The sequence below is a fragment of the Faecalibacterium sp. I3-3-89 genome (assembly GCF_023347275.1).
GTDB lineage: Bacteria > Bacillota > Clostridia > Oscillospirales > Ruminococcaceae > Faecalibacterium > Faecalibacterium butyricigenerans.
Genome location: NZ_CP094468.1, coordinates 1,734,601 through 1,754,884, shown reverse-complemented (window position 1 = coordinate 1,754,884; position 20,284 = coordinate 1,734,601). Strand labels below are relative to the sequence as shown.

The following is a 20,284-nucleotide window of genomic DNA, read 5'->3' as shown; positions in this document are numbered from 1 at the left end:
AGAGAGGAACTCAAGATGGAACGTAAAATGTTTTGTTTTCAGTGCGAGCAGACGGCAGCCTGCACCGGCTGTACCGGAAAAGCGGGGGTGTGCGGCAAGACTGCCGATGTCGCACAGCTTCAGGATGAACTGACCGGCGCTCTGATTGGGCTGGCCAGAGCCACGGACGGCGGGATGCAGGCGACGCCGGAGGCATGGCGTCTAATGATCGAGGGACTTTTCACCACGGTCACCAATGTGAACTTCAACGAAAAAACGATTCGGGAGCTGATCGGCCGGGTACACGCCGAAAAAGCACAGCTGGTACCCGACTGCTCGAGCTGTGCTGCCCCTTGCGGACGCACCAGTGACTACGACATGAACCTGCTCTGGAGCGCCGATGAGGATATCCGAAGCCTGAAATCCCTTGTTCTGTTTGGCGTGCGCGGCATGGCAGCTTATGCGCATCACGCCATGGTCTTGGGGTATACCGATGACGAGGTGAATCGCTTTTTTGCCAAGGCACTCTTCGCCATTGGTGAGGACTGGGGCATGGAGGAACTGCTGCCGATCGTAATGGGGGTTGGCGAGAAAAACCTCAAGTGCATGGCACTTCTGGATAAGGCCAACACCGAAAGCTACGGAACGCCCATACCTGTTACCGTTCCGCTGACCGTAGAAAAGGGGCCGTTCATTGTTGTCTCCGGCCATGACCTCCACGACCTGAAACTGCTGCTGGAGCAGACTGAGGGCAAAGGCATCAACATCTATACCCATGGTGAAATGCTGCCCGCTCACGGCTATCCTGAACTGAAAAAGTATTCCCATCTCAAGGGCAATTTCGGCACGGCATGGCAGAACCAGCAGAAGGAGTTTGCGGAGCTTCCCGCGCCGGTGCTGTTCACCACCAACTGTCTGATGCCGCCGAAAGCAAGCTATGCCGACCGGGTGTTCACTACGTCGGTGGTGTCCTACCCCGAAATGATGCACATCGGAGAGGACAAAGACTTCACCCCGGTCATCGAAAAGGCTTTGGAGCTGGGCGGTTACTCCGAAGACAAGCCCTTCACCGGCATCAACGGCGGCAGCACGGTCATGACCGGCTTTGCCCGCGGCACGGTGCTTGGCGTGGCAGATCAGGTCATTGAGGCGGTCAAGTCCGGCGCGATCCGGCACTTCTTCCTAGTTGCCGGCTGTGACGGCGCACGCCCCGGCCGCAACTACTACACAGAGTTTGTAAAGCAGACGCCTGCCGATACCGTAGTGCTGACCCTTGCCTGCGGCAAATACCGCTTCAACGACCTTGACCTTGGCACCATCGACGGTCTGCCCCGTCTGATGGATGTCGGACAGTGCAACGATGCTTACAGCGCCATCCAGATCGCTGTTGCCCTTGCGGATGCTTTCGGCTGCGGTGTGAACGACCTGCCGCTGTCCATGGTACTCTCCTGGTACGAGCAGAAGGCCGTGTGCATTCTGCTGACGCTGCTGTATCTGGGCATTAAGAATATCCGTCTTGGCCCCACGCTGCCGACATTCATTTCACCGAACGTCCTTAACTATCTGGTAGAAAACTATGGCATCGCGCCGATCACAACGCCGGAAGAAGATCTGAAAGCGTTGTTGAAATATAGCAATTCAACTCTTTAATGCAACAGCAACAGCGTTGAATTGCATATCGCAAATATGCTGTTTTCATGTTGCACTAATTTCTTGCCTTGCGATAATTGGGCGTTTTGTGAGAGGCACAATCCATTTTTTGGTTCGTTTTGGTTATTCCAAGGCGGTGCGGGCAGTGCGCACAAGATACTCCATGGCTTCCACCGGGTATTGCCCGGCGGCGGTCTCTCCGGTGAGCATCACGCTGGAAGCACCGTCTGCCACAGCGTTGTAGATGTCGCTGACCTCGGCGCGGGTGGGTACCGCCCGGCTGCACATACTGTCCAGCATCTGGGTCACCACCATAAAGGGCACCCCGGCAGACCGGCAGACTGCCGAAAGCTGTTTCTGGCACCGGGGCAGCTCCCACAGGGGCATGGCGTTGCCAAGGTCCCCGCGGGCAATGACCACTTCATCCACAAGAGGCAGGAACTCCGGCAGGGTCCGCACCCCCGCAAGGTTCTCGATTTTAGCAAAAATGCGGATCTGTCCGGCCCCGGCCTGTTCCAGCGCCCGGCGCAGGGTGCGGATGTCCTCGGCACCCCGCACGAAGGGCAGCATCACCCCGGTAACGCCGCAGGCTTCCGCCAGCTGCAGGTTTTGCAGGTCTGCCTCCGTCAATGTGGGGGAGGCCACCTCCAGCCCCGGCGCTGCAAGGCTTTTGCGGCTTTGCAGGGTGCCGCCCCGCACCACGGTACACTGCAGGGCAGCGCCGTCGGCTCTGGCCACCTGCACAAAGAGCCTGCCGTCATCCAGCAGGAGATCCTGTCCCGGCCGGGCCGCCTGCACCAGCGCCGCTGGGCAAGGGACACCCCCTTGCCCCAGCCGGAGGCTCTGACCCGGTTCCAGCACAAGGGGCCGGGTCAGCGTGCCGATGCGCAGCTCCGGCCCCTGCAGGTCGATGAGCAGCTGGGGGATGCCCACGGCGTGGATAATGTCCAGCCAGTCTTTGTGGGCCGAAAGAGGCCCGTGGGAAAGGTTCATGCGGATGCCCGTCATGCCAGCTTCCACCATGCGCTGCAAGGTCTCCGGCTGGGCACAGGCGGGGCCGATGGTGCCATAAAATTCCAAAAGATCACCCGGTTTCGTTTTTTCTTATTGTAACATGGAACCGGGCCGTTGAAAAGTGCCAAAACGGGACAAGCCGGAAAGCTCTCCCGAGTGGACGCTTCAGAGGTCGTGTGCGCCAAGGCACAACGCACATAGGATGCCCCCGGAGAGCCGCAACAAGCCCTCCGGGGGCATTTTTGGTTTTCGGTATCTGTTCCGCCGGGAAAAAGTGTGGTATACTGAAACCGACAACTCGGAATTTGTGGAGATAAGTATGATAGTACCTGTAAATGAAACAAATCTTCTTCAAGCCGCAACCATCCATTCAATATCCTGGAAGGAATCGCATCGTGCATTTTGTACTCCTGATTTCATAGAAACACACACGCCAGATCGGCAACGGGAGTATTTTAGAAACAAGGTGAACAACGGAACAAAGCTCTATATGCTTGTAGAAGAAAAACCAATAGGGGTTGTTTCTGTAATAAAGGGTTTAATAGAGGATCTTTATATTCTTCCAGATATGCAAAACATGGGTTATGGAACGAAATTGTTACTATACGCAGTAGGCCAATGTACGGATACCCCTACGCTGTGGATTCTTGAGAATAATATAAATGCTGAGAGACTCTATCGTCGAATAGGCTTTAAGGAGACAGGGAGAAAGAACGCAATAACAAATAAACTTGATGAGATTGAGTTCGCATTGACATAAATTCCAGTTTGCCGGGCAGACAGGCATCTGAAAAACCACACAAAAACGAGGGAGCAGCCATGGTGCTTTATTTTTCGGGAACCGGAAACAGCCGGTATCTGGCGCGGTGCATTGCCGAAGGGCTGGGCAAGACCGAGCTGACCGGGGCAGAGCGCATCTGATTTGTGATGGACTGCAGCAGCGAGATCGACAATGCAGCAGGACGTGTGAAGGAAAGCGGAAAACAGATGAAGTTTTTATACTTGCATGGGCTAGGACAAAAACCAGACAGTTGGAACCGAGTAATAAAAGAAACGAAGGTCTCAGACAGCAGCGTCAGCTTGAGTCTGGCAGAGATGCTGGAGGGGCAAAGCGGCCACCTATGGGGAGCTGTATGCTGCATTCTCAGGAAGGTGCGACAAGGAAAATAATGAGATCGTTTTGTGCGGGCTTTCCTTGGGTGCGGTTCTGGCACTTAATTATGCGATAGACCACCCGGACAAAGTAAAGGCACTGGTGCTAATTGCAGCACAATATGAAATGCCAGAAAAGTTATTGAAGTTCCAGAATCTGCTGTTTCACGTTATGCCGAATGCAATGTTCGAGCAATTTGGCTTCAAAAAAGCAGACGTGATTCGCTTGTGCGGCACGATGGCGGAATTGGATCTCAGGGATTCATTATATAAGGTGTCCTGTCCGGCATTGATCGTTTGTGGAGAAAAGGACAACGCAAACAAAAAAGCCTCAAAGGAACTTGCCAGTTATTTGAGCGATGCCCACTTCCATGAGCTTTTGAAAACAGGTCATGAAGCAAACATAGAGTCTCCAGAGGAATTGGCAATGGTGCTGCAGAGGTTTTATGATAATATTATCGGATAGTCTACGATCTACACCCTGAAGGATCGCTGTCTGAAATACAGTACATTTAGAATAGTGTTTTCTCCATTCTGCCGGTTGAATGGCGTTTGAAGTTAAAGAGGATCTTGCTGATCATATAATAACGATTTGCATTTGGCTCTTCTGTAACACAGTCACAGAAGCTGCAGACCCATGGCGATGATCCACATATAGGAGCAGGTCTTGGGGATCATCAGCAGGCCCACTTTGGGCTTGGTCTTACTGAAAAGGGTCACAGGCAGGTAGCAGCCGAAGGAGATGAGGATGGCTGCCACCATCCGGGTCATATGGTAGTCGCCAGTATTGCCGGAGATGGCGTACAGGATGATGACGCCGAGGCCGGTAAGGGCAAACACCGCGTTGCGCAGGATGGACAGGGTGGGGTTGCCCTCATCGGTACACCAGTTGTTCTGGGGCAGCAGGCAGATCAGGATGCGCAGGATGGCAGACAGCCAGATCAGGACTTCCACAGCTACGGGAGCCTGAAGCTGAGGGAAGGTGGCCTTCCAGACATACAGCAGGATGATATAGAATACCGTCATGGTGATGGAAGAGACCTGCAGCCCGATGCCGAGCTGCTTTTTGATTCGGTCGCTGCTGCCTCGCACGGCCCGGATGATCCGGGGCACCAGATGGAAGGCGTCACCGCCGCAGAGGGTCAGGGTCAGGACGCCATATAGGATAAAAAGGCTGCGGCCCTGAGCCATCGTGAAAAAGAGGATGCCTGCGATGAGATCAAAAATCAGATAGGCGGCATCGAACACCGCCTCCATCAGGTCGGGCATTTTGGGTTGGTAGGCTTTATGATTCATGATGTGTCATTCCTTTTATTTTAAGGCATTCTTCTGCGTTGTCGCATATCTTCTGGAATGCCTGTTTACAAGCTGCGATTTGAGGCTCTGAGAGTCCCTGAAACATATCTCTGGCAAACTGCCGCTGAGCCTCAAGCCCTTCGGCGATGATCGGCTGAGCCGACGCGGACAAATAGACATCGATATGCTTTTTGTTCCCGTCGGCGACCTTTTTTTCGATCAGTCCCCGCTCCTCCAGCACTTTCAGTGAGGTGGAGACATGAGATTTGGTGGAATTGCGCACCCGTACAATATCTGCGGCGGTATGGTACTGAGGATTATGGTATAAAAACATCAGGATATCATACTCCATCTGCCGGAGCTGATATTTCTGACATACGGATGACATCAGCAGCTCATAGTAGCAGGTAATGGCTTTGTGATGATCCCAAAAGTTCATAGATACCTCCTGTGATATATTGTTCTATTTAGAACGATTGCATTATATGCTATCCCCGCCGCTTTGTCAAGAGGAAATTTCTGCCGACGATGTTCTTGACCGGAAAATAGGACTCATTGCCCTGCGGAGCCTCTTCTGCCACGTCAACACAGTGAACAAAGAATAAAAAAACAGCGACCCTGGAGAGCGGTGGGAATCACTCTCCGGGGTCGCTGTTGTCAGGACAGGGTCTCTTTTGTATGCAGGCGTCGGAAGGCGTCCTCTTTTACAAGCTCAATGACCACCGCAGTCAGAGGGATAAAGAAGATGATGCCGATGATGCCAAAAAGCTTTCCGCCGATCATGGCGGCCACAAGGGTGTAAAACGGAGAAAGCCCCACGGACTTTCCCACCACGCGGGGATAGATGAACTGGTTCTCGATAAACTGCACGGCAAGGTAGACGATGAGGCAGCGCACCGCCAGCACAGGATCCACCAGAAGCACAAGGAACACACTGACCACGCAGGAGATCAGTGCTCCCACATAGGGGATGATGGCACAGATGGCGGTGAGCATCCCCACCAGACTGCCGTAGGGGATCCGGAAAACCGAAAATGCAAGGGTCATGAGGACACCGAGGATCACGGCCTCACTGCATTGTCCCGTCAGAAAGTTTGCGAAGGACTGACGGAACAGCCGACAGAATTTCAGCAGCCCGGCGGCGTGGCTGGGCTTCAGATAGGCGCATACCAGTGTGCGGGCGTGGTGGCAGAGACTCTCGGCCCCGAGGGACATATAGATGGAGATGATCAGGGCAAAAGATGCAGTTACCACGATGTTCACGGTGGCAGATACTGCCCCGACCGCATTGACCAGCACGGTGTCGATGCTGTTGGTGATCCTGTGCAGCAGCTGCTCCCAGTCGATGCCCTCCAGCCAGTGCATCAACCAGTCCATGTTGGTGTCCTGTGCGCTGAGATAGGCGGTCCAGCGAGGGATATTGGACTCGATCTGCAGATAGAGGCTGTGAAACGACTGCACAAGCTCCGGGATCAGCAGGGTGAGCGCCAGCACCAGCACAAGAACAACGCCGAGCAGGGTGATGAAAAAGCTGAGAAGATGGATGGCGCTGCCCGAGGGCTGCTTTTTGGCCCTGCGGAACAGGCTTCTCAGCCGCTTTTCCAGTCCGGCCATAGGCACGCTGAGAAAAAGCGCCAGAATGCCACCGGCCAGAATGGGCAGGATCAGATCGACAAGTTCGGCGGCAAAGGCCAGAACGGCAGAAAGCCGCAGCAGTGCGACAAAAAGCGTTACCCCCACAACGGTCACGAGCAGATATTGTTTTGTTTTTGGTTCCATGACGACATTCCTTTCCCGGAGCCTGTAGCTGCAAATTGCAAAAGCTCCTCTGCGGACTCTTTTATCGTATTGTAATGGGAAGGAACAGGCTTGTCAAGACGCCGGGAAGGGGAGTGGCGGCCCGCAGCGATGGCCCTGCCTGTCGGCCTTGGCTGTGCGCCCATCTATCCCGGCATCATCCATGCAACGCCGAGCCACTTTGGGGCGGATCGGTCGCAGGCAATCATTGGAGTCCAGATGGCAAGTGCATACGTCGGAAATTGTCTGATGCCGCTGCTGTATCCGCTCAGCGTGATGGTTCTGGATGTGGCTCTGCCCTGTGGGAAACGGCCTGCAAGAGGCGATACTTTAATAAAATACGTATCTGGGAAGAAAAATGAGGAAGATTGCATGAAAGATGATAAAAGTATTATCTTTTCGTGAATTTTAGCACTCTATGCTTGACACTGCTAATAAATGGTGCTATAACTATGGCGTGCTCAGGAGGAAGGGCAAAAGAGAGAGCCGCGAGGTGATCGAGCAGCTCCCCGGAAAGCTTTTCCGAATGAACAACATAAAGATTTTTTACCCGACCCGAACGCCGGGATTGGAGGAATGATTTATGTTTATGCCTGCTGTTTTCCATGAGAATCTGTTCGATGATCTCTTTGATCCGTTCTGGAACGATGGCGCGCTGGAGCGTGCGATGAACCGTGAAGAGCGTGAAACCTTCGGCAAGCGCGGTGCAAACATGATGAAGACCGATGTCAAGCAGACCGAGAACGGCTACGATGTGGCTGTTGACCTGCCGGGCTGCAAGAAGGAAGACGTTCAGATGGAACTGAACGACGGCTATCTGACTATTCAGGCAGTGCGCAGCCACTCGAATGACGAGAAGGACAACAATGGCCGCTACATCCGCCGCGAGACATTCTCCGGCACCTGTGCCCGCAGCTTCTATGTGGGCGACGCCGTGAAGAAGGAGGACATCCACGCAAAGTTCGAGGATGGCGTCCTGCACGTCGAGCTGCCTGCTCCTCAGCAGACGAAGGCTTTGCCTGAGAACCCGAATTTGATTGCAATCGAGTAAAACGCCGGTCGTGTGCGCAACGCACACAGAAAGCCCCCGGAGAGCTGTAACAAGCTCTCCGGGGGCTTTTTTGTGGGGCGGAAACGTGGTACAATAGGAAAGAACGAGAGAGAAGAGGGTGCGATGAAACAAGAAAAAGCCTATTATCACCTGCCCGGTTTGTTTGAGTTTTATGAGCTGTACCGGGAGTTTCTGCCCCTGTACCGGGGGCATCGGGAATATTTCTATGACTGGTGCAGCATTGGCTCCATTTACGGAGCACCGGCCGACTGCATCTGGGGCGGGGGACGCACCGGCTTCGGCGAGAATGACCCCAGAGAGGTCCTTGCACTGATGCAGGAGTATGGCATCTCGGCCCGGCTGACCTTCAGCAACTCCCTCCTCCGGGAGGAACATCTTTCGAACCGGAAATGCAATGCGCTCTGCGCCCTCTTTGCACAGAGCGGCGGGGTGGAGAATGGCGTCATCCTCCATTCGGAGCTGCTGCTGGACTACCTGAGGACGCACTACCCGCAGCTTTACCTCGTCTCCTCCACAACCAAGGTGCTGACGGATTTCCGACAGCTCCGGGACGAGACGGCCCGGGAGGAATTTCGCTATGTGGTGCCGGATTTCCGACTGAACAAGGCCTTTGAACAGCTGGACAGCCTGACGCAGCCCCAGAAGGACAAGGTGGAGTTTCTCTGCAACGAGTGCTGCTGGGTCGGATGCCGGGACCGGAAGCGCTGCTACGAGAATGTCAGCCGCAAAAATCTCGGCGAGGACTGCCCCGACCATATCTGCACTGCCCCGGGCGCGGGGGAGGGCTACCGTTTCTCGAAGGCGATGGAGAACCCCAGTTTCATCGGCGTGGAGGACATCCGGAGGACCTTCCTTCCGATGGGATTTTCCAACTTCAAGATCGAGGGACGGGGCCTCGGTAGCGCCTTGGTGCTGGAATTTCTGCTCTATTATATGGTAAGGCCGGAGTACCAGCTGCACGTCCGGGAAGCCATCTATCTGGACAGTATGCTCGACCTGTTCTGAGCGGCCCGGCCTCCGTTTCGAAAGCATCTTGACAAAGCCGGGCGGAGTTGTAATAATAGAGAGACAGTTATATCCAACAAACTGCCGTAAGGAGAAAACAATTATGGAAGCATTGGAATGCATCAAGACCCGGCGCAGCGTCCGCCGCTTTACCGAAGAGCCTGTGACCCCGGAGCAGGTGGCCGAAGTGGTGGCCGCTGCCGCTTATGCCCCCAGCTGGAAAAATACCCAGATCGCCCGCTATATTCTCGTGGAAGATGCGCAGAAGCGTGAGAAAATCGCCAGCGATTGTGTGCTGGATTTCACCTATAACGCCAACACGCTTTCCCATGCCCCCGCACTGGTTGCGCTGACGATGGTGACGGGACGCTCTGGTTTTGAGCGGGACGGCAGCTATTCCAGCCCGCTCGAAGGCCACTGGCAGTCCTTTGACGCCGGTATTGCCGCACAGACCTTCTGCCTTGCCGCGCACGCACTGGGCCTCGGGACGGTCATCATGGGCATCTATGACCCGGACAAGGTGGCAAAGGTGCTCTCCGTGCCCGAAGGACAGACAGTGGCTGCGCTCATTGCCATCGGTCATCCTGCACAGGATCCCGCCGCACCTGCCCGCAAGAGCGTGGAAGAACTGCTGAGCGTACAGTAAATGAGATGGGTCCGGCATTCTGGACACCTGCCACAAAGTAGATAACATCACCCCGGTTTCCCTTTTTGAAAGGCAGAAGCCGGGGTGATGTTATTCTATTTCTGACCAAACCCAACGGGCAGGTTACCGGAGCCGCCTGTTGGGTTTGCTGCATCTGGCAAAACAGCAAAATTATGATAGGATTTCTCCGTCAGCAAAGCCCCGGTGGATGCTTAATCGTCTACTAATTCTACTAAAATTGAATCTGTGGCTGTTTTTTGAAGCAAATTGGACAATAAATCACAAAAAGATTGACAATATCGACCAAAATTTTCTAGGGGGGGGGGTAGAATAGTGTCAAAACCCCTTGCGTACAAGGTAACACAATGGTAAAATAAACTTATAAATAGTTTTATCGCAAGGCAAGAAATTCGTGCAACATGAAAACAGCATATTTGCGATATGCAATTCAACGCTGTTGCTGTTGCATTAAAAAGTTGAATTGCTATAGGATGTCGAACGCACGGTATCTCCCACGAGCGAATGAGAGATACCCCTTAATTGCGGAAGGGGTGATAGGTGTGGCGTTTCGACGATTTGGACATCATCCGAGAACAGGCAAAGGTGCGCTAACTGGGATGGGACGGTGCGAGGAAAAGGTGCTTGATGGAAGAATTGCAAACAAAATGACCCTTGGCGAAGCAGTCGTCAGGGGCGTTTTGCGTGCCCTGACGTATGGGGCGCTGCGGATCGATGCCAAAAAGTGACTGCAAGTGCCTCTGCCGTTGAAGCTGGATAAGAGGACGTACAGTTGGAATCGTGTGTGAGATTACATAGTGTGAGTGAGGAGAAAAAATGAGCGTAGAGGTAACTGGAATCAATAAGCCGGCTGAAATTGACCGAAAGGAAAATCTGAGAGAGCACCAGCTCTATTGGATCGGACGTCGGACGCAGGACGTGATCTTGTCATCGCTGGCACTGGTGGTGCTGTCGCCTGTCATGCTGGCTACGGCCATTGCAATTGTGGTGGATGACCCGTCCGCAGGACCTGTCTTCAGTCAGGAGCGCATCGGCCGCAACGGAAAGCCCTTCAAGTTCTATAAGTTCCGCTCCATGTGCCCCAACGCAGAGGAAAAACTGGACGACCTGCTGGATCAGAACGAGATGGACGGCCCTGTGTTCAAGATCAAGGACGACCCCCGCATTACCCGCGTGGGCAAGTTCATCCGCAAGACCAGCATCGATGAGCTTCCCCAGCTGTGGAACATCCTGAAGGGCGATATGAGTATTGTTGGCCCCCGCCCGGCGCTGCCCCGTGAGGTGGAACAGTACGGCGACTACGAAAAGCAGCGCCTATATGTGACCCCCGGCTTGAGCTGCTATTGGCAGATTGCTCCGCACCGGAATGACCTCTCCTTTGAGGAGTGGATGGATCTGGACGTGAAGTATGTCAAGGAGCGCAGCTTCTGGGTGGATTGGAAGATCATTTTTAAAACATTTAAGGTGTGTTTGCTGGGACGTGGGGAGTAATGTCTACCTCAAACTTTCAGTGGCGGCATGATGGTCTACGGTGGCGTATAAAACTCATGCAAAATACCCCTACTGCGAGCCTGTTTTATTGCAGAGCAAGGGACGGACATGATACCTTCATTTTTCTGAAGAATTAGAGGTGGAGGTTGAAAGTGTTGAAAAGCCCAAAATCTATTTTTCTGGAAAAGTTTATTGCAGACAGAAGTAGGACATGATAACTGCATTTTTCCGGGGAATTAGAGGTGGTGAGGGGAAGATGATTGTTCATGTTGCAACAAAGATGGAATATGAACTTGTACAGTTTTAACAAAGTGAGTTGGTGTACGGGTTATGACAATAAGACCCAGCACTTTGTTGGTGAGCTGGCATGAAGGTGTCTACCATAAAGTTTCAGTTGAAGCGAAATAAGTGAGTAGCCCATGACAGGTCTACATAAAAGATTCAGCGGTGGTCGGAAAAGTGGACGGTCACTGTGAGAAAAATGATAACTACAGTGCGATAGATCATCTGGCATGGATGATGAACACACTGTTTGATATAGATTGATCGGCTCAATATGAGCCTTCCATATAAGTAAGATGAATTTCAGGAGGATATAGGATTATGAAAAAGGACTATAAAATTGCGGTTGCCGGTACCGGGGCTAGAGATATAATAGGGTCAACCAAGAAAACCTACGATAACTAAATGGTTTTGACGGCTTGAGTTGTCCTTCAAATGTTTTATTTGTTGAAAAACTGCAAGAAGCGGAAAATCCTGGGGGTTATATGTAGGAGGCTTTTGGAAGCTCTGTCTTGACCCACAAAAAGGAGCAACAAATAAAGATTGAAGGAGAGTTCAAGCCTACGGTGGATTGCCTTTGTGCGACCCACTGTAGGTTTGTTTTTATCCATAAGGGAATAGATGCAATATTAGCGATAAAAATGTGAGGATGGAATAGAGGAATGAATTCAAAAAAAGAAGTGCAGCACGTATACCTTGTCGGCGCGAAGTCATTGGGGGCTTACGGAGGTTATGAGACCTTTGTCTACAAGCTCACGGAGTATCACCAGAATAAAGAAAACATCAAATATCATGTTGCCTGCAAAGCCAATGGCGATGGTTGCATGGATGAGAGCAAGTTTGAGGGCGTGACAAAGATCAATGATCACGAGTTTGAATTTCACAATGCCCACTGCTTCAAAATAGATGTTCCTCAGATTGGCGCTGCACAGGCAATTTATTATGATGTTGCTGCACTAAAGGCTTGTTGCGAACATATCAAGAAAAACCATATCCCTCATCCGATAGTTTACATCATGGCTTGCCGCATTGGGCCTTTTGCTGGTCATTTTTACAGAGAAATCCATAAACTGGGTGGTACTGTGTTCTTGAATCCAGATGGGGAGTGTGAAATAATACGCGGCTGTCATAATAGGGACAAGGGGACGGCAGAGAATGAAAGGCTCCGCGACCCGAAGTTCATATTTTCTTACCCGAAGAATAAACGAATGATCTTTCTGTGTGGCAGAAATGCCGCACAGGAAGAAATCTCGACCATGAGGGTGGGGTGACAGCCAGCGGACAGGCAAGCGAGCCTATCCGCTCTTTGTGTTGACCGAGATGTTGATGAAGAAATTGAGTGGGATTGTGGGAAAGATTTATGAGTAAAAAACTTGCGATTGCAATGTTCGGACAGAAGCGATTATCGAGAGAAGGTGGAGTAGAGATCGTTGTCAAAGAGCTCTGCACCCGAATGGCACAGAATGGTTGTGACGTGACCTGCTACAACAGAGCAGGCCATCATGTGAGTGGTGCAGAATATGACGATGCTGGTAAAACAGAGTACGAGGGAATCCGTCAGAAATCTGTTCCGACCATTGAACGGCGCGGACTTGCTGCAGTCAGCTCCTCCGCATTTGCGGCACTTTATAGTGCATTTGGAAAATACGATGTGGTGCACATCCATGCCGAAGGACCGGCGTTCTTTGCATGGCTGCCGAAGATGTTTGGGAAAAGAGTTGTAGTTACCGTCCATGGCATTGATTGGCAGCGCGAGAAATGGCAATCAGGACTTGGTTCTAAGTTTATCCACCAAGGCGAAAAAAATGCTGCGAAATATGCGGACGAGGTCATTGTTCTGAGCAAAGGAGTGCAGGACTATTTTAAGGAAACTTATGGAAGAGAAACGCACTTTATCCCTAATGGCGTGAATAGGCCGCAGATTCGGGAAGCAAGTCTGATTACAGATAAGTTCGGGCTGAAAAAAGACTCATACATATTGTTCCTCGGTCGTCTGGTGCCAGAAAAGGGAATTCGATATCTGGTTGAGGCCTTCAAGAATGTCAAGACGGATAAAAAGCTGGTTATCGCAGGCGGCTCCAGTGATACGGATTCCTTTATGGAGGAATTGAAAGAACTGGCGAAGGGTGACGATCGGATTCTCTTTACCGGGTTTGTGCAGGGAGCAATGCTGGATGAACTATACAGCAATGCTTACATCTACACGCTGCCGTCTGATCTGGAAGGAATGCCATTAAGTCTGCTGGAGGCAATGAGCTACGGCAACTGCTGTTTGGTATCCGACATTCCAGAGTGCGCAGAGGTTGTGGAAGATAAGGCGTTGATTTTCAAAAAATCGAATGTAGAGGACTTGCGAGAAAAACTGCAAGAGGCTTGTGACCATCCTGAAATGGTTATGAAAATGAAGAAGCAGGCAGCTGACTTTATCTGCGAGAAATACAACTGGGATGATGTCGTAAAAGAAACGATGAAACTGTACAGGAGAAAATAATAGATGAGAGTATTGATAATAAATAAATTTCTATATCCAAACGGTGGATCAGAAACCTACATATTTAAGCTGGGTGAGGCGCTAGAGCAGCACGGACATGAGGTTCAGTACTTCGGTATGGAGCATGAAGGCCGCTGCGTGGGTAACCGGGTCAATGCTTATACATCTGATATGGACTTCCACGGCGGCAGCAAACTGAGCAAGCTGACCTACCCGATCAAGACTATCTACAGCAAGGAAGCAAGAGTGCAGCTGCGGAAAGTTCTGGACGACTTCAAGCCGGATGTCTGTCACTTGAACAATTTTAACTACCAACTGACTCCTTCCATCATCTTGGAAATCGTGAAGTGGCGCAAGGAGACCGGAAGAGATTGTAAGATCATCTTCACGGCACATGACTACCAGCTGGTCTGCCCGAACCATCAATTAAAGAACCCTATCACACATGAGAACTGTGAGAAGTGCCTCGGCGGTCATTTCATGAATTGTGTAAAGGGAAAATGTGTTCACGGTTCTACTGCAAAATCTATCGTTGGCATGATGGAGGCGGAGTTCTGGAAATGGAACGGAGCATACAAGTACATTGACAAGATTATTTGCTGCTCGGAATTCTTGAAAACCAAGATGGATACGAATCCGCTGTTTGCAACTAAGACAATCGCAATGCACAACTTCGTGGAGAAGGTAGAGCCTAAAAAGGTTGAAAAGAAAGATTACGTCCTTTACTTCGGCCGCTTCTCTGAAGAGAAGGGAATCAACACACTCGTTGAGACCTGCAATCTGTTGCCAGATATTCAGTTTATTTTTGCTGGTTCTGGCCCATTGGAAGACAAGGTCAATCAGCTGAAAAATGTTAAGAATGTTGGTTTCCAGACTGGCGATGCATTGGACAAACTGATTCGGGAAGCAAAGTTCTCTATTTGCCCTTCGGAAGTCTATGAAAACTGCCCGTTCTCTGTTATGGAGAGTCAGCAGCGTGGAACCCCTGTCATCGGCGCAAATATCGGTGGCATTCCTGAGTTGATTACAGATGGTGTGGATGGGCGACTGTTCACAAGCCGGGATTCCAAGCAACTGGCATCTATTATCAAGGAACTTTGGAATGATCCGACAGAGACCGATAAGTACGCAAAGGCGTGCCTTAACCTTGAGCGAGATGATCTTGAAGCTTATTGTAACAAGCTCATCCCGATTTATCTGGGAGGCGATTCTCTTTGAGTATCAGCGGATGGATTATCAGCTTCGATACCATTGATGAGTATTACGAGAAAACTATGAAGGTTTATAGGGGTGAAGCATGATTTATGTTTTGTATGATAAACCCAAGAAATTGGAAGATATGTCGTTTTTGACTGCGGCATTTGAAAAAGAGTACAAGGAAATTTATCCTGAGTGGCGCTGCACTTCTATCAAGCAGATGCTCTCAGTGTGCAGTACAACCGTAAAACGTACAAAGGCGGGAGATACCATTGTATGCTGGTATGACTTTATGGGAGTACTATGTTGGTGGCTGAGTAAGTTGACCAACAAGAAGATTAAGGTTATAGCAATCAATATTTTGCTCAAAGATAAAAATACAACGAAAAACAAGGTAGCAAAGTATCTTTATAAAAAGGCATTGTGTTCGAATTCTTTTGCGGCAACAGTTACGACCGCAGAGTATGGTTGCCATATCAATCAAATTTTGAATACAAAATCGAATTTTACGCTTTTGCATGATGTCTATCATCAAAATTATACGTTGAATAAGTCAGTAGAAACCAAGGCAAATACGGTTTTTTGTGGTGGCAGAAATGGCCGGGATTGGAAACTGTTATTTGAAGTAGCGAAAAAGCTTCCAAAGGTGATGTTTAATTGTGTTATGCCAAGTGCCCTGAAAGAACAGTTTTTGGATGTTATGGGTGATAATGTCTGCGTTAAAACAGATATCCTGGAAAGCGAATTTATGGAGTTTCTGTGCGAGTCACAACTTATTGCTATGCCGTTGGATACAGAAGCACCGGCAGGCTTGACTGTGTATTTTCAGGCGGCCGCAAATAATAAAATGATTATAACATCCGATACAGTTACGACAGAAGGATATTTATCAAATGGATGCGGAGTCTTATGTAAGAATACAGTAGAGGATTGGGTGGACAAAATTCAGTATTATCTTCTGCATACAAACGATGCAGATGTTTGTGCAGCAAAGTTTAAGGATTTCCTTGAGAGCGAGTGCTCCGAGAAAAAGTATGCCGAAACACTGTGGGGGATGCTTACGGAATGAAAGCAATCTTGTTTAAATAATGAAAATGCTTTGCTGGCATATATCTTCACAGCGATTGCAGTCATCTGTGGTTCGGTTGTGTTCTCGGTATGTGCCAAGTGGTTCTTAAATAAAGTCGAAACATTCTTAAAAGAGAGAGTTAGGAGAGTTAATCATGTCTGAAGAAAAGAAGTTAAATGGTACTGTCATCGTCACTTATCGCTGCAACGCTCGTTGCTCCATGTGCAACCGTTATAAGGCACCTTCCAAGCCGGAAGAGGAAATCAGCATCGAAACCATCAAGAAGCTGCCGAAGATGTACTTCACAAACATCACCGGCGGCGAGCCGTTCATCCGTACTGACCTGAAAGATATCGTGCGTGAACTGTACAAGAAGTCTGACCGTATCGTTATTTCCACGAACGGTTTCTTCACCGACCGTATCGTTGACCTGTGCAAAGAGTTTCCTCAGATCGGTATCCGTATCTCTATCGAAGGTCTGGAGCAGACCAACAACGAGATCCGTGGTCTGCAGAACGGCTACCAGCGTGGTTACGGCACACTGAAAAAGCTGCGTGAGATGGGCATGAAGGACGTTGGCTTCGGTATGACCGTTCAGGATAAGAACGCTCCTGACCTGGTTCCGCTGTACAAGATCTCTGACGAGATGGGCATGGAGTTTGCAACTGCTTCTCTGCATAACAGCTTCTACTTCGTTGAGGCGAAGAACATCATCCACGATCGTCCGATGGTCGCAAAGAACTTCGAGAATCTGGTCAATGAACTGCTCCGCAGCAACAGCCCGAAGAAGTGGTTCCGTGCATACTTTAATCACGGCTTGATCAACTACATCTACGGCCAGAAGCGTCTGCTGCCTTGCGACATGAGTTTCGACACCTTCTTCATTGATCCGTATGGCGATGTTATGCCTTGCAATGGTACCAAGGATAAGGAAGTCATGGGCAACCTGAACAATCAGACCTGGGATGAGCTGTGGAACAGCCCGGAAGCCGAGAAGGTTCGTGCGAAGGTTCGTTGCTGTGACCGCGATTGCTGGATGATCGGTTCTGTTTCCCCGGCTATGCACAAGTACATCTGGAAGCCTGCTACCTGGGTTCTGGTTCACAAGTTTAAGGCTCTGTTCACCAAGCATCCGTACAGCATGTATGAGCTGAAAATCTGCCGTGACTACCGTGATGGAAAAGTTACCAAAGAGGAACTGGATAAGTGCAGTACCTGCGATATGAACTGCGTGATCAACAACGGTCTGAGTGAGGCATCCAAGGAACAGCTGAAGCATAAGACTGGCGAGGAAATTGTGGATGCTGATATCGCACAGCAGATGGAGACAAAGTAATGGGTGAAAAGACAGCGGTAAGAACAAGAGAAAAATGGGTCGATGATGTAAAAGTCATTGCCTGTATATTGGTTGTACTGGGCCATTTCTTCCAAAGTATGACAAAGGCAAGTATTCTGCCTGAAAATGATTTGTATGAGTGGTTTGAAACGACGATTTACTACTTTCATGTGCCGCTGTTCTTTATTTGTAGCGGATATTTGTATCAGAAGTACAGCAAGGTAAACAGTGTTAGTAGCTGGTGCAAGAATGTGGCGAAAAAGGTGTTAGCACTCGGCGTACCCTATGCGACTTTTACGACTGCTACATGGGTGCTGAAAAAGATGTTCTCAAGCAGTGTCAATGACCAGATTGGTGGTTTAGGCGATACACTGCTCCTTCATCCAACTGCTCCGTACTGGTATCTGTACGCATTGTTCTTTATTTTTCTTGTTACGCCGACTTTTAGCAGTGTGAAAGCAGCCGCAGTTGGATTGGTAGTTGCAATAGTTGTGAAAGGCCTAATTTTGACTGGGGGGGGGTACAGCGTTTACGCAGTATCAACAGTTCTCTCAAACGAAATCTGGTTTGTGCTCGGTATGAGTATTTGCGTGTTTGATGTGCAGCTGAAAGGCAGAAAAGTACAAGGAACGATATGCGGATTGCTATTTATGATTTTGAGCATTGTGGTATATACGGCGGAAATTAGCGGTAGTGCAATTTCTTTTGCTATGGGATTATTGGCTTGTGTAGCTGTAATCCTTATTGTGGCAGGTTTTGAGGAAAAGTTTGGTAGAGGTATGGACTTTCTAGCAAAATACACAATGCCGATTTTCTTGCTGCACACATTGTTTGCAGCACCGCTGAGATCGATTCTGATGAAGATTGGCATTGAAAATGCTGTGATTCATGTAGTACTGGGGCTTGTAATTAGCTTTGCAGGTCCGATTATTGCAGCTTGGATTATGAAGAAAACGAAGTGGTTGGAGTTCTTCCTGTATCCGAATAAATTTATTAGAAAGGTATCGTAAGGATGGGACTTAAAGGAAAGGCCAAGGAAATCCTTGGATTGATGAGAGCAAAAATCTTTGGTGTAACTGCTGGACAGAATGTCTATATTGGCAAGCATTGCAGCTTAAAAGGAAAACGTCATATTACCTTGGAAGATTCCGTAACGGTACGTCCCTATACCCAAATCTGGTCGGGGGGGGGTACGGTAAGAATTGGAAAGGGATCCGAAATTGGTGAGCGATGCCGGATATCTATTGCCAATTCTCTGGATATTGGAGAGAAAGTACTCCTCTCGCCAAATGTGTACATAACTGATTGCGACCATGAGTATCGTGATATAAATGTTCCTGTGATAGATCAAGGAATTGTACAAAGAGGTCAGAAAGTATCCATTGGAGGAGGTTCTTACATTGGAATTAATGCGGTGATTGTAGGTAATGTAAAGATCGGTAACCATTGCGTGATTGGAGCCAATTCAGTGGTTACTAAAGATGTGCCGGACTATTGCGTGGCAGTTGGGAGTCCAGCAAAAATACTAAAGAGATATAATCTTGAGACCCAACTGTGGGAGCCGATTAGATAAAACGCCGTTTTTGTGTGCGGCTTGTTAAAGGAGAATAAAATGGAAAGCACAAAAAAAGCACGAGTGATTGCATTGTATCTGCCGCAGTATCACCCTGTGGCAGAAAATGATAAATACTGGGGAAAGGGATTCACCGAATGGACGAATGTGGCTAAGGCAAAGCCACTATTTAAAGGGCATTATCAGCCCAGAATCCCTGCAGATTTAGGATTTTACGATTTGAGATTACCTCAAGTGAGAAAAGAGCAGGCCGAGCTGGCAAAGGAAGCTGGCATAGAGGGATTTTGCTATTGGCATTATTGGTTTGGCAATGGAAAAGAAGTTCTTCAAATGCCATTTGATGAAGTAGTGAAGAGTGGAGAACCTGATTTCCCGTTCTGCTTGGGTTGGGCACTCCATGACTGGACAACGAAAACATGGGAAAAGGGTTCTTCTATTGCAAAAGACACAATGATTTTCAAACAGGAGTTTCCTGGAGAAGAAGACGATATTAAACATTTTTATCGCTTGTTAGATGCTTTCAAAGATAAACGCTACATTAAGGTTGATGGTAAGTTACTGTTTTCTATCCTTGTACCTAGAGCAATGCCGGAACCGAAAAGATTTATGGATTTGTGGAATCGTCTCGCAAAGGAAAATGGACTGCCAGGATTCCATTTTGTTGGAATAATTGATTCTATGCCGACTATTACAAAAGATAATATCAAAAATATTGATAAAGCAGTCGATAAGAATATTTCGGAGGTTAAGGCATTGGGCTTTGATGCAGTGGGAACTACAGATCAGAAGTATGCAGAGTTGAAGACGGGCGGTAAGTTAAGAAAAGTGTGCTTTGCTGCTATTAGAAAGGTATTTCCGGGAGCATTGCTGGATAAGTTTGATTACAGCAAGATTATAGACAATTTCTATTCTCCGTCTGATAGAAGAGATGATGTTTATCCGCAGCTTCTTGCAGGATGGGACCGTTCTCCAAGATCTGGAAGAAAAGCAATTATTTATTATAATAATACGCCGGAGACCTTTGAAAAGGCGGCAAGAAAAGCAGTTGAGTGTGTTGAAGATAAGGCGCCAGAGCATCGGATTGTATTCTTGAACTCTTGGAATGAATGGGGTGAAGGTGCTTACATGGAACCGGATTTGAAGTATGGAAAAGGGAAAATTAGAGCATTAAATAAAACTTTAAAGTAAAATGATTACGCTACAAACAGGAGGAGAA

At 49.3% G+C, this 20,284-nt stretch carries 20 protein-coding genes; 16 read left to right on the top strand and 4 right to left on the bottom strand.

Annotated elements, in window-relative coordinates:
- Nucleotides 1-15: 15 nt before the first annotated feature.
- A complete protein-coding gene (gene hcp / locus MTP38_RS08220; protein WP_249233255.1) occupies nucleotides 16-1,629 on the top strand; it encodes a hydroxylamine reductase in 1,614 nt (537 codons plus the stop codon).
- 123 nt (nucleotides 1,630-1,752) lie between these two features.
- On the opposite strand, the gene MTP38_RS08215 is transcribed toward hcp, so the two are convergent.
- On the bottom strand, nucleotides 1,753-2,709 hold the full coding sequence (locus MTP38_RS08215; RefSeq protein WP_249233254.1) for a pyruvate kinase: 957 nt from the start codon (nucleotides 2,707-2,709) through the stop codon (nucleotides 1,753-1,755).
- A gap of 253 nt (nucleotides 2,710-2,962) precedes the next feature.
- Between MTP38_RS08215 and MTP38_RS08210 the strand changes: the two genes are divergently transcribed.
- Both MTP38_RS08210 and MTP38_RS08205 read left to right on the top strand, forming a co-directional pair.
- Nucleotides 2,963-3,403: a GNAT family N-acetyltransferase gene (locus MTP38_RS08210; RefSeq protein ID WP_249233253.1), complete on the top strand. Its 441-nt coding sequence runs from the start codon at nucleotides 2,963-2,965 to the stop codon at nucleotides 3,401-3,403.
- A gap of 435 nt (nucleotides 3,404-3,838) precedes the next feature.
- Complete coding sequence (locus MTP38_RS08205) at nucleotides 3,839-4,261, top strand: alpha/beta fold hydrolase (RefSeq protein WP_249233252.1); 423 nt, start codon at nucleotides 3,839-3,841, stop codon at nucleotides 4,259-4,261.
- Nucleotides 4,262-4,413: 152 nt separating this feature from the next.
- On the opposite strand, the gene MTP38_RS08200 is transcribed toward MTP38_RS08205, so the two are convergent.
- The 3 genes from MTP38_RS08200 to MTP38_RS08190 form a co-directional block, all read right to left on the bottom strand.
- Nucleotides 4,414-5,091 (bottom strand): hypothetical protein, encoded by a 678-nt coding sequence (locus MTP38_RS08200; protein ID WP_249233251.1) that lies wholly within the window; start codon nucleotides 5,089-5,091, stop codon nucleotides 4,414-4,416.
- The gene (locus tag MTP38_RS08195) at nucleotides 5,081-5,530 is read right to left on the bottom strand and encodes a MarR family winged helix-turn-helix transcriptional regulator (protein ID WP_227621020.1); all 450 of its coding nucleotides are present in this window, start codon (nucleotides 5,528-5,530) and stop codon (nucleotides 5,081-5,083) included. The genes MTP38_RS08200 and MTP38_RS08195 overlap by 11 nt, the downstream gene beginning before the upstream one ends.
- Nucleotides 5,531-5,748: 218 nt before the next feature.
- Nucleotides 5,749-6,870: an AI-2E family transporter gene (locus tag MTP38_RS08190; RefSeq protein ID WP_249233250.1), complete on the bottom strand. Its 1,122-nt coding sequence runs from the start codon at nucleotides 6,868-6,870 to the stop codon at nucleotides 5,749-5,751.
- A 129-nt stretch (nucleotides 6,871-6,999) separates the two neighbouring features.
- Here MTP38_RS08190 and MTP38_RS13715 point away from each other — a divergent pair, with 129 nt between their 5' ends.
- The 13 genes from MTP38_RS13715 to MTP38_RS08125 all read left to right on the top strand — a co-directional run bounded on the left by MTP38_RS13715 (nucleotide 7,000) and on the right by MTP38_RS08125 (nucleotide 20,256).
- Nucleotides 7,000-7,293: a hypothetical protein gene (locus MTP38_RS13715; RefSeq protein WP_442900515.1), complete on the top strand. Its 294-nt coding sequence runs from the start codon at nucleotides 7,000-7,002 to the stop codon at nucleotides 7,291-7,293.
- 178 nt (nucleotides 7,294-7,471) lie between these two features.
- Nucleotides 7,472-7,939: an Hsp20/alpha crystallin family protein gene (locus MTP38_RS08180; protein WP_249233249.1), complete on the top strand. Its 468-nt coding sequence runs from the start codon at nucleotides 7,472-7,474 to the stop codon at nucleotides 7,937-7,939.
- A gap of 123 nt (nucleotides 7,940-8,062) precedes the next feature.
- A complete protein-coding gene (locus tag MTP38_RS08175) occupies nucleotides 8,063-8,965 on the top strand; it encodes a hypothetical protein (protein WP_249233248.1) in 903 nt (300 codons plus the stop codon).
- 103 nt (nucleotides 8,966-9,068) lie between these two features.
- Nucleotides 9,069-9,611 carry a nitroreductase family protein gene (locus MTP38_RS08170; RefSeq protein ID WP_227621016.1) on the top strand — a complete coding sequence of 181 codons (543 nt, stop codon included), beginning with the start codon at nucleotides 9,069-9,071 and terminating at the stop codon, nucleotides 9,609-9,611.
- Between the two features lie 834 nt (nucleotides 9,612-10,445).
- Nucleotides 10,446-11,120 carry a sugar transferase gene (locus tag MTP38_RS08165; RefSeq protein WP_249233247.1) on the top strand — a complete coding sequence of 225 codons (675 nt, stop codon included), beginning with the start codon at nucleotides 10,446-10,448 and terminating at the stop codon, nucleotides 11,118-11,120.
- 944 nt (nucleotides 11,121-12,064) lie between these two features.
- Nucleotides 12,065-12,673 carry a DUF1972 domain-containing protein gene (locus MTP38_RS08160; RefSeq protein ID WP_249233246.1) on the top strand — a complete coding sequence of 203 codons (609 nt, stop codon included), beginning with the start codon at nucleotides 12,065-12,067 and terminating at the stop codon, nucleotides 12,671-12,673.
- Between the two features lie 89 nt (nucleotides 12,674-12,762).
- Nucleotides 12,763-13,893, top strand: coding sequence for a glycosyltransferase family 4 protein (locus tag MTP38_RS08155; RefSeq protein ID WP_249233245.1), 1,131 nt, complete (start codon nucleotides 12,763-12,765; stop codon nucleotides 13,891-13,893).
- Nucleotides 13,894-13,896: 3 nt separating this feature from the next.
- Entirely contained in the window at nucleotides 13,897-15,111 is a 1,215-nt protein-coding gene (locus tag MTP38_RS08150) for a glycosyltransferase (RefSeq protein WP_249233244.1), read from the top strand.
- A gap of 79 nt (nucleotides 15,112-15,190) precedes the next feature.
- Complete coding sequence (locus MTP38_RS08145) at nucleotides 15,191-16,159, top strand: glycosyltransferase (RefSeq protein WP_249233243.1); 969 nt, start codon at nucleotides 15,191-15,193, stop codon at nucleotides 16,157-16,159.
- A 154-nt stretch (nucleotides 16,160-16,313) separates the two neighbouring features.
- Nucleotides 16,314-17,495, top strand: a complete 1,182-nt coding sequence (locus MTP38_RS08140; RefSeq protein WP_055260470.1) for a radical SAM protein — start codon at nucleotides 16,314-16,316, stop codon at nucleotides 17,493-17,495.
- On the top strand, nucleotides 17,495-18,505 hold the full coding sequence (locus MTP38_RS08135) for an acyltransferase family protein (protein ID WP_249233242.1): 1,011 nt from the start codon (nucleotides 17,495-17,497) through the stop codon (nucleotides 18,503-18,505). The genes MTP38_RS08140 and MTP38_RS08135 overlap by 1 nt, the downstream gene beginning before the upstream one ends.
- A 2-nt stretch (nucleotides 18,506-18,507) precedes the next feature.
- Nucleotides 18,508-19,068 (top strand): acyltransferase, encoded by a 561-nt coding sequence (locus tag MTP38_RS08130; protein WP_249233241.1) that lies wholly within the window; start codon nucleotides 18,508-18,510, stop codon nucleotides 19,066-19,068.
- Between the two features lie 39 nt (nucleotides 19,069-19,107).
- The gene (locus MTP38_RS08125; protein WP_249233240.1) at nucleotides 19,108-20,256 is read left to right on the top strand and encodes a glycosyltransferase WbsX family protein; all 1,149 of its coding nucleotides are present in this window, start codon (nucleotides 19,108-19,110) and stop codon (nucleotides 20,254-20,256) included.
- Nucleotides 20,257-20,284 lie beyond the last annotated feature (28 nt).

Excerpts from the sequence above, each read along its gene's own strand:
- MTP38_RS08170 (WP_227621016.1), top strand. The coding sequence starts at position 9,069 with ATGGAAGCATTGGAATGCATCAAGACCCGGCGCAGCGTCCGCCGCTTT.
- MTP38_RS08180 (WP_249233249.1), top strand. The coding sequence starts at position 7,472 with ATGTTTATGCCTGCTGTTTTCCATGAGAATCTGTTCGATGATCTCTTT.
- MTP38_RS08125 (WP_249233240.1), top strand. The coding sequence starts at position 19,108 with ATGGAAAGCACAAAAAAAGCACGAGTGATTGCATTGTATCTGCCGCAG.
- MTP38_RS08165 (WP_249233247.1), top strand. The coding sequence starts at position 10,446 with ATGAGCGTAGAGGTAACTGGAATCAATAAGCCGGCTGAAATTGACCGA.
- MTP38_RS13715 (WP_442900515.1), top strand. The coding sequence starts at position 7,000 with ATGGCCCTGCCTGTCGGCCTTGGCTGTGCGCCCATCTATCCCGGCATC.
- MTP38_RS08175 (WP_249233248.1), top strand. The coding sequence starts at position 8,063 with ATGAAACAAGAAAAAGCCTATTATCACCTGCCCGGTTTGTTTGAGTTT.
- MTP38_RS08130 (WP_249233241.1), top strand. The coding sequence starts at position 18,508 with ATGGGACTTAAAGGAAAGGCCAAGGAAATCCTTGGATTGATGAGAGCA.
- MTP38_RS08160 (WP_249233246.1), top strand. The coding sequence starts at position 12,065 with ATGAATTCAAAAAAAGAAGTGCAGCACGTATACCTTGTCGGCGCGAAG.
- MTP38_RS08200 (WP_249233251.1), bottom strand. The coding sequence starts at position 5,091 with ATGAATCATAAAGCCTACCAACCCAAAATGCCCGACCTGATGGAGGCG.
- MTP38_RS08155 (WP_249233245.1), top strand. The coding sequence starts at position 12,763 with ATGAGTAAAAAACTTGCGATTGCAATGTTCGGACAGAAGCGATTATCG.
- MTP38_RS08150 (WP_249233244.1), top strand. The coding sequence starts at position 13,897 with ATGAGAGTATTGATAATAAATAAATTTCTATATCCAAACGGTGGATCA.
- MTP38_RS08135 (WP_249233242.1), top strand. The coding sequence starts at position 17,495 with ATGGGTGAAAAGACAGCGGTAAGAACAAGAGAAAAATGGGTCGATGAT.
- MTP38_RS08145 (WP_249233243.1), top strand. The coding sequence starts at position 15,191 with ATGATTTATGTTTTGTATGATAAACCCAAGAAATTGGAAGATATGTCG.
- MTP38_RS08210 (WP_249233253.1), top strand. The coding sequence starts at position 2,963 with ATGATAGTACCTGTAAATGAAACAAATCTTCTTCAAGCCGCAACCATC.
- hcp (WP_249233255.1), top strand. The coding sequence starts at position 16 with ATGGAACGTAAAATGTTTTGTTTTCAGTGCGAGCAGACGGCAGCCTGC.
- MTP38_RS08190 (WP_249233250.1), bottom strand. The coding sequence starts at position 6,870 with ATGGAACCAAAAACAAAACAATATCTGCTCGTGACCGTTGTGGGGGTA.
- MTP38_RS08140 (WP_055260470.1), top strand. The coding sequence starts at position 16,314 with ATGTCTGAAGAAAAGAAGTTAAATGGTACTGTCATCGTCACTTATCGC.
- MTP38_RS08195 (WP_227621020.1), bottom strand. The coding sequence starts at position 5,530 with ATGAACTTTTGGGATCATCACAAAGCCATTACCTGCTACTATGAGCTG.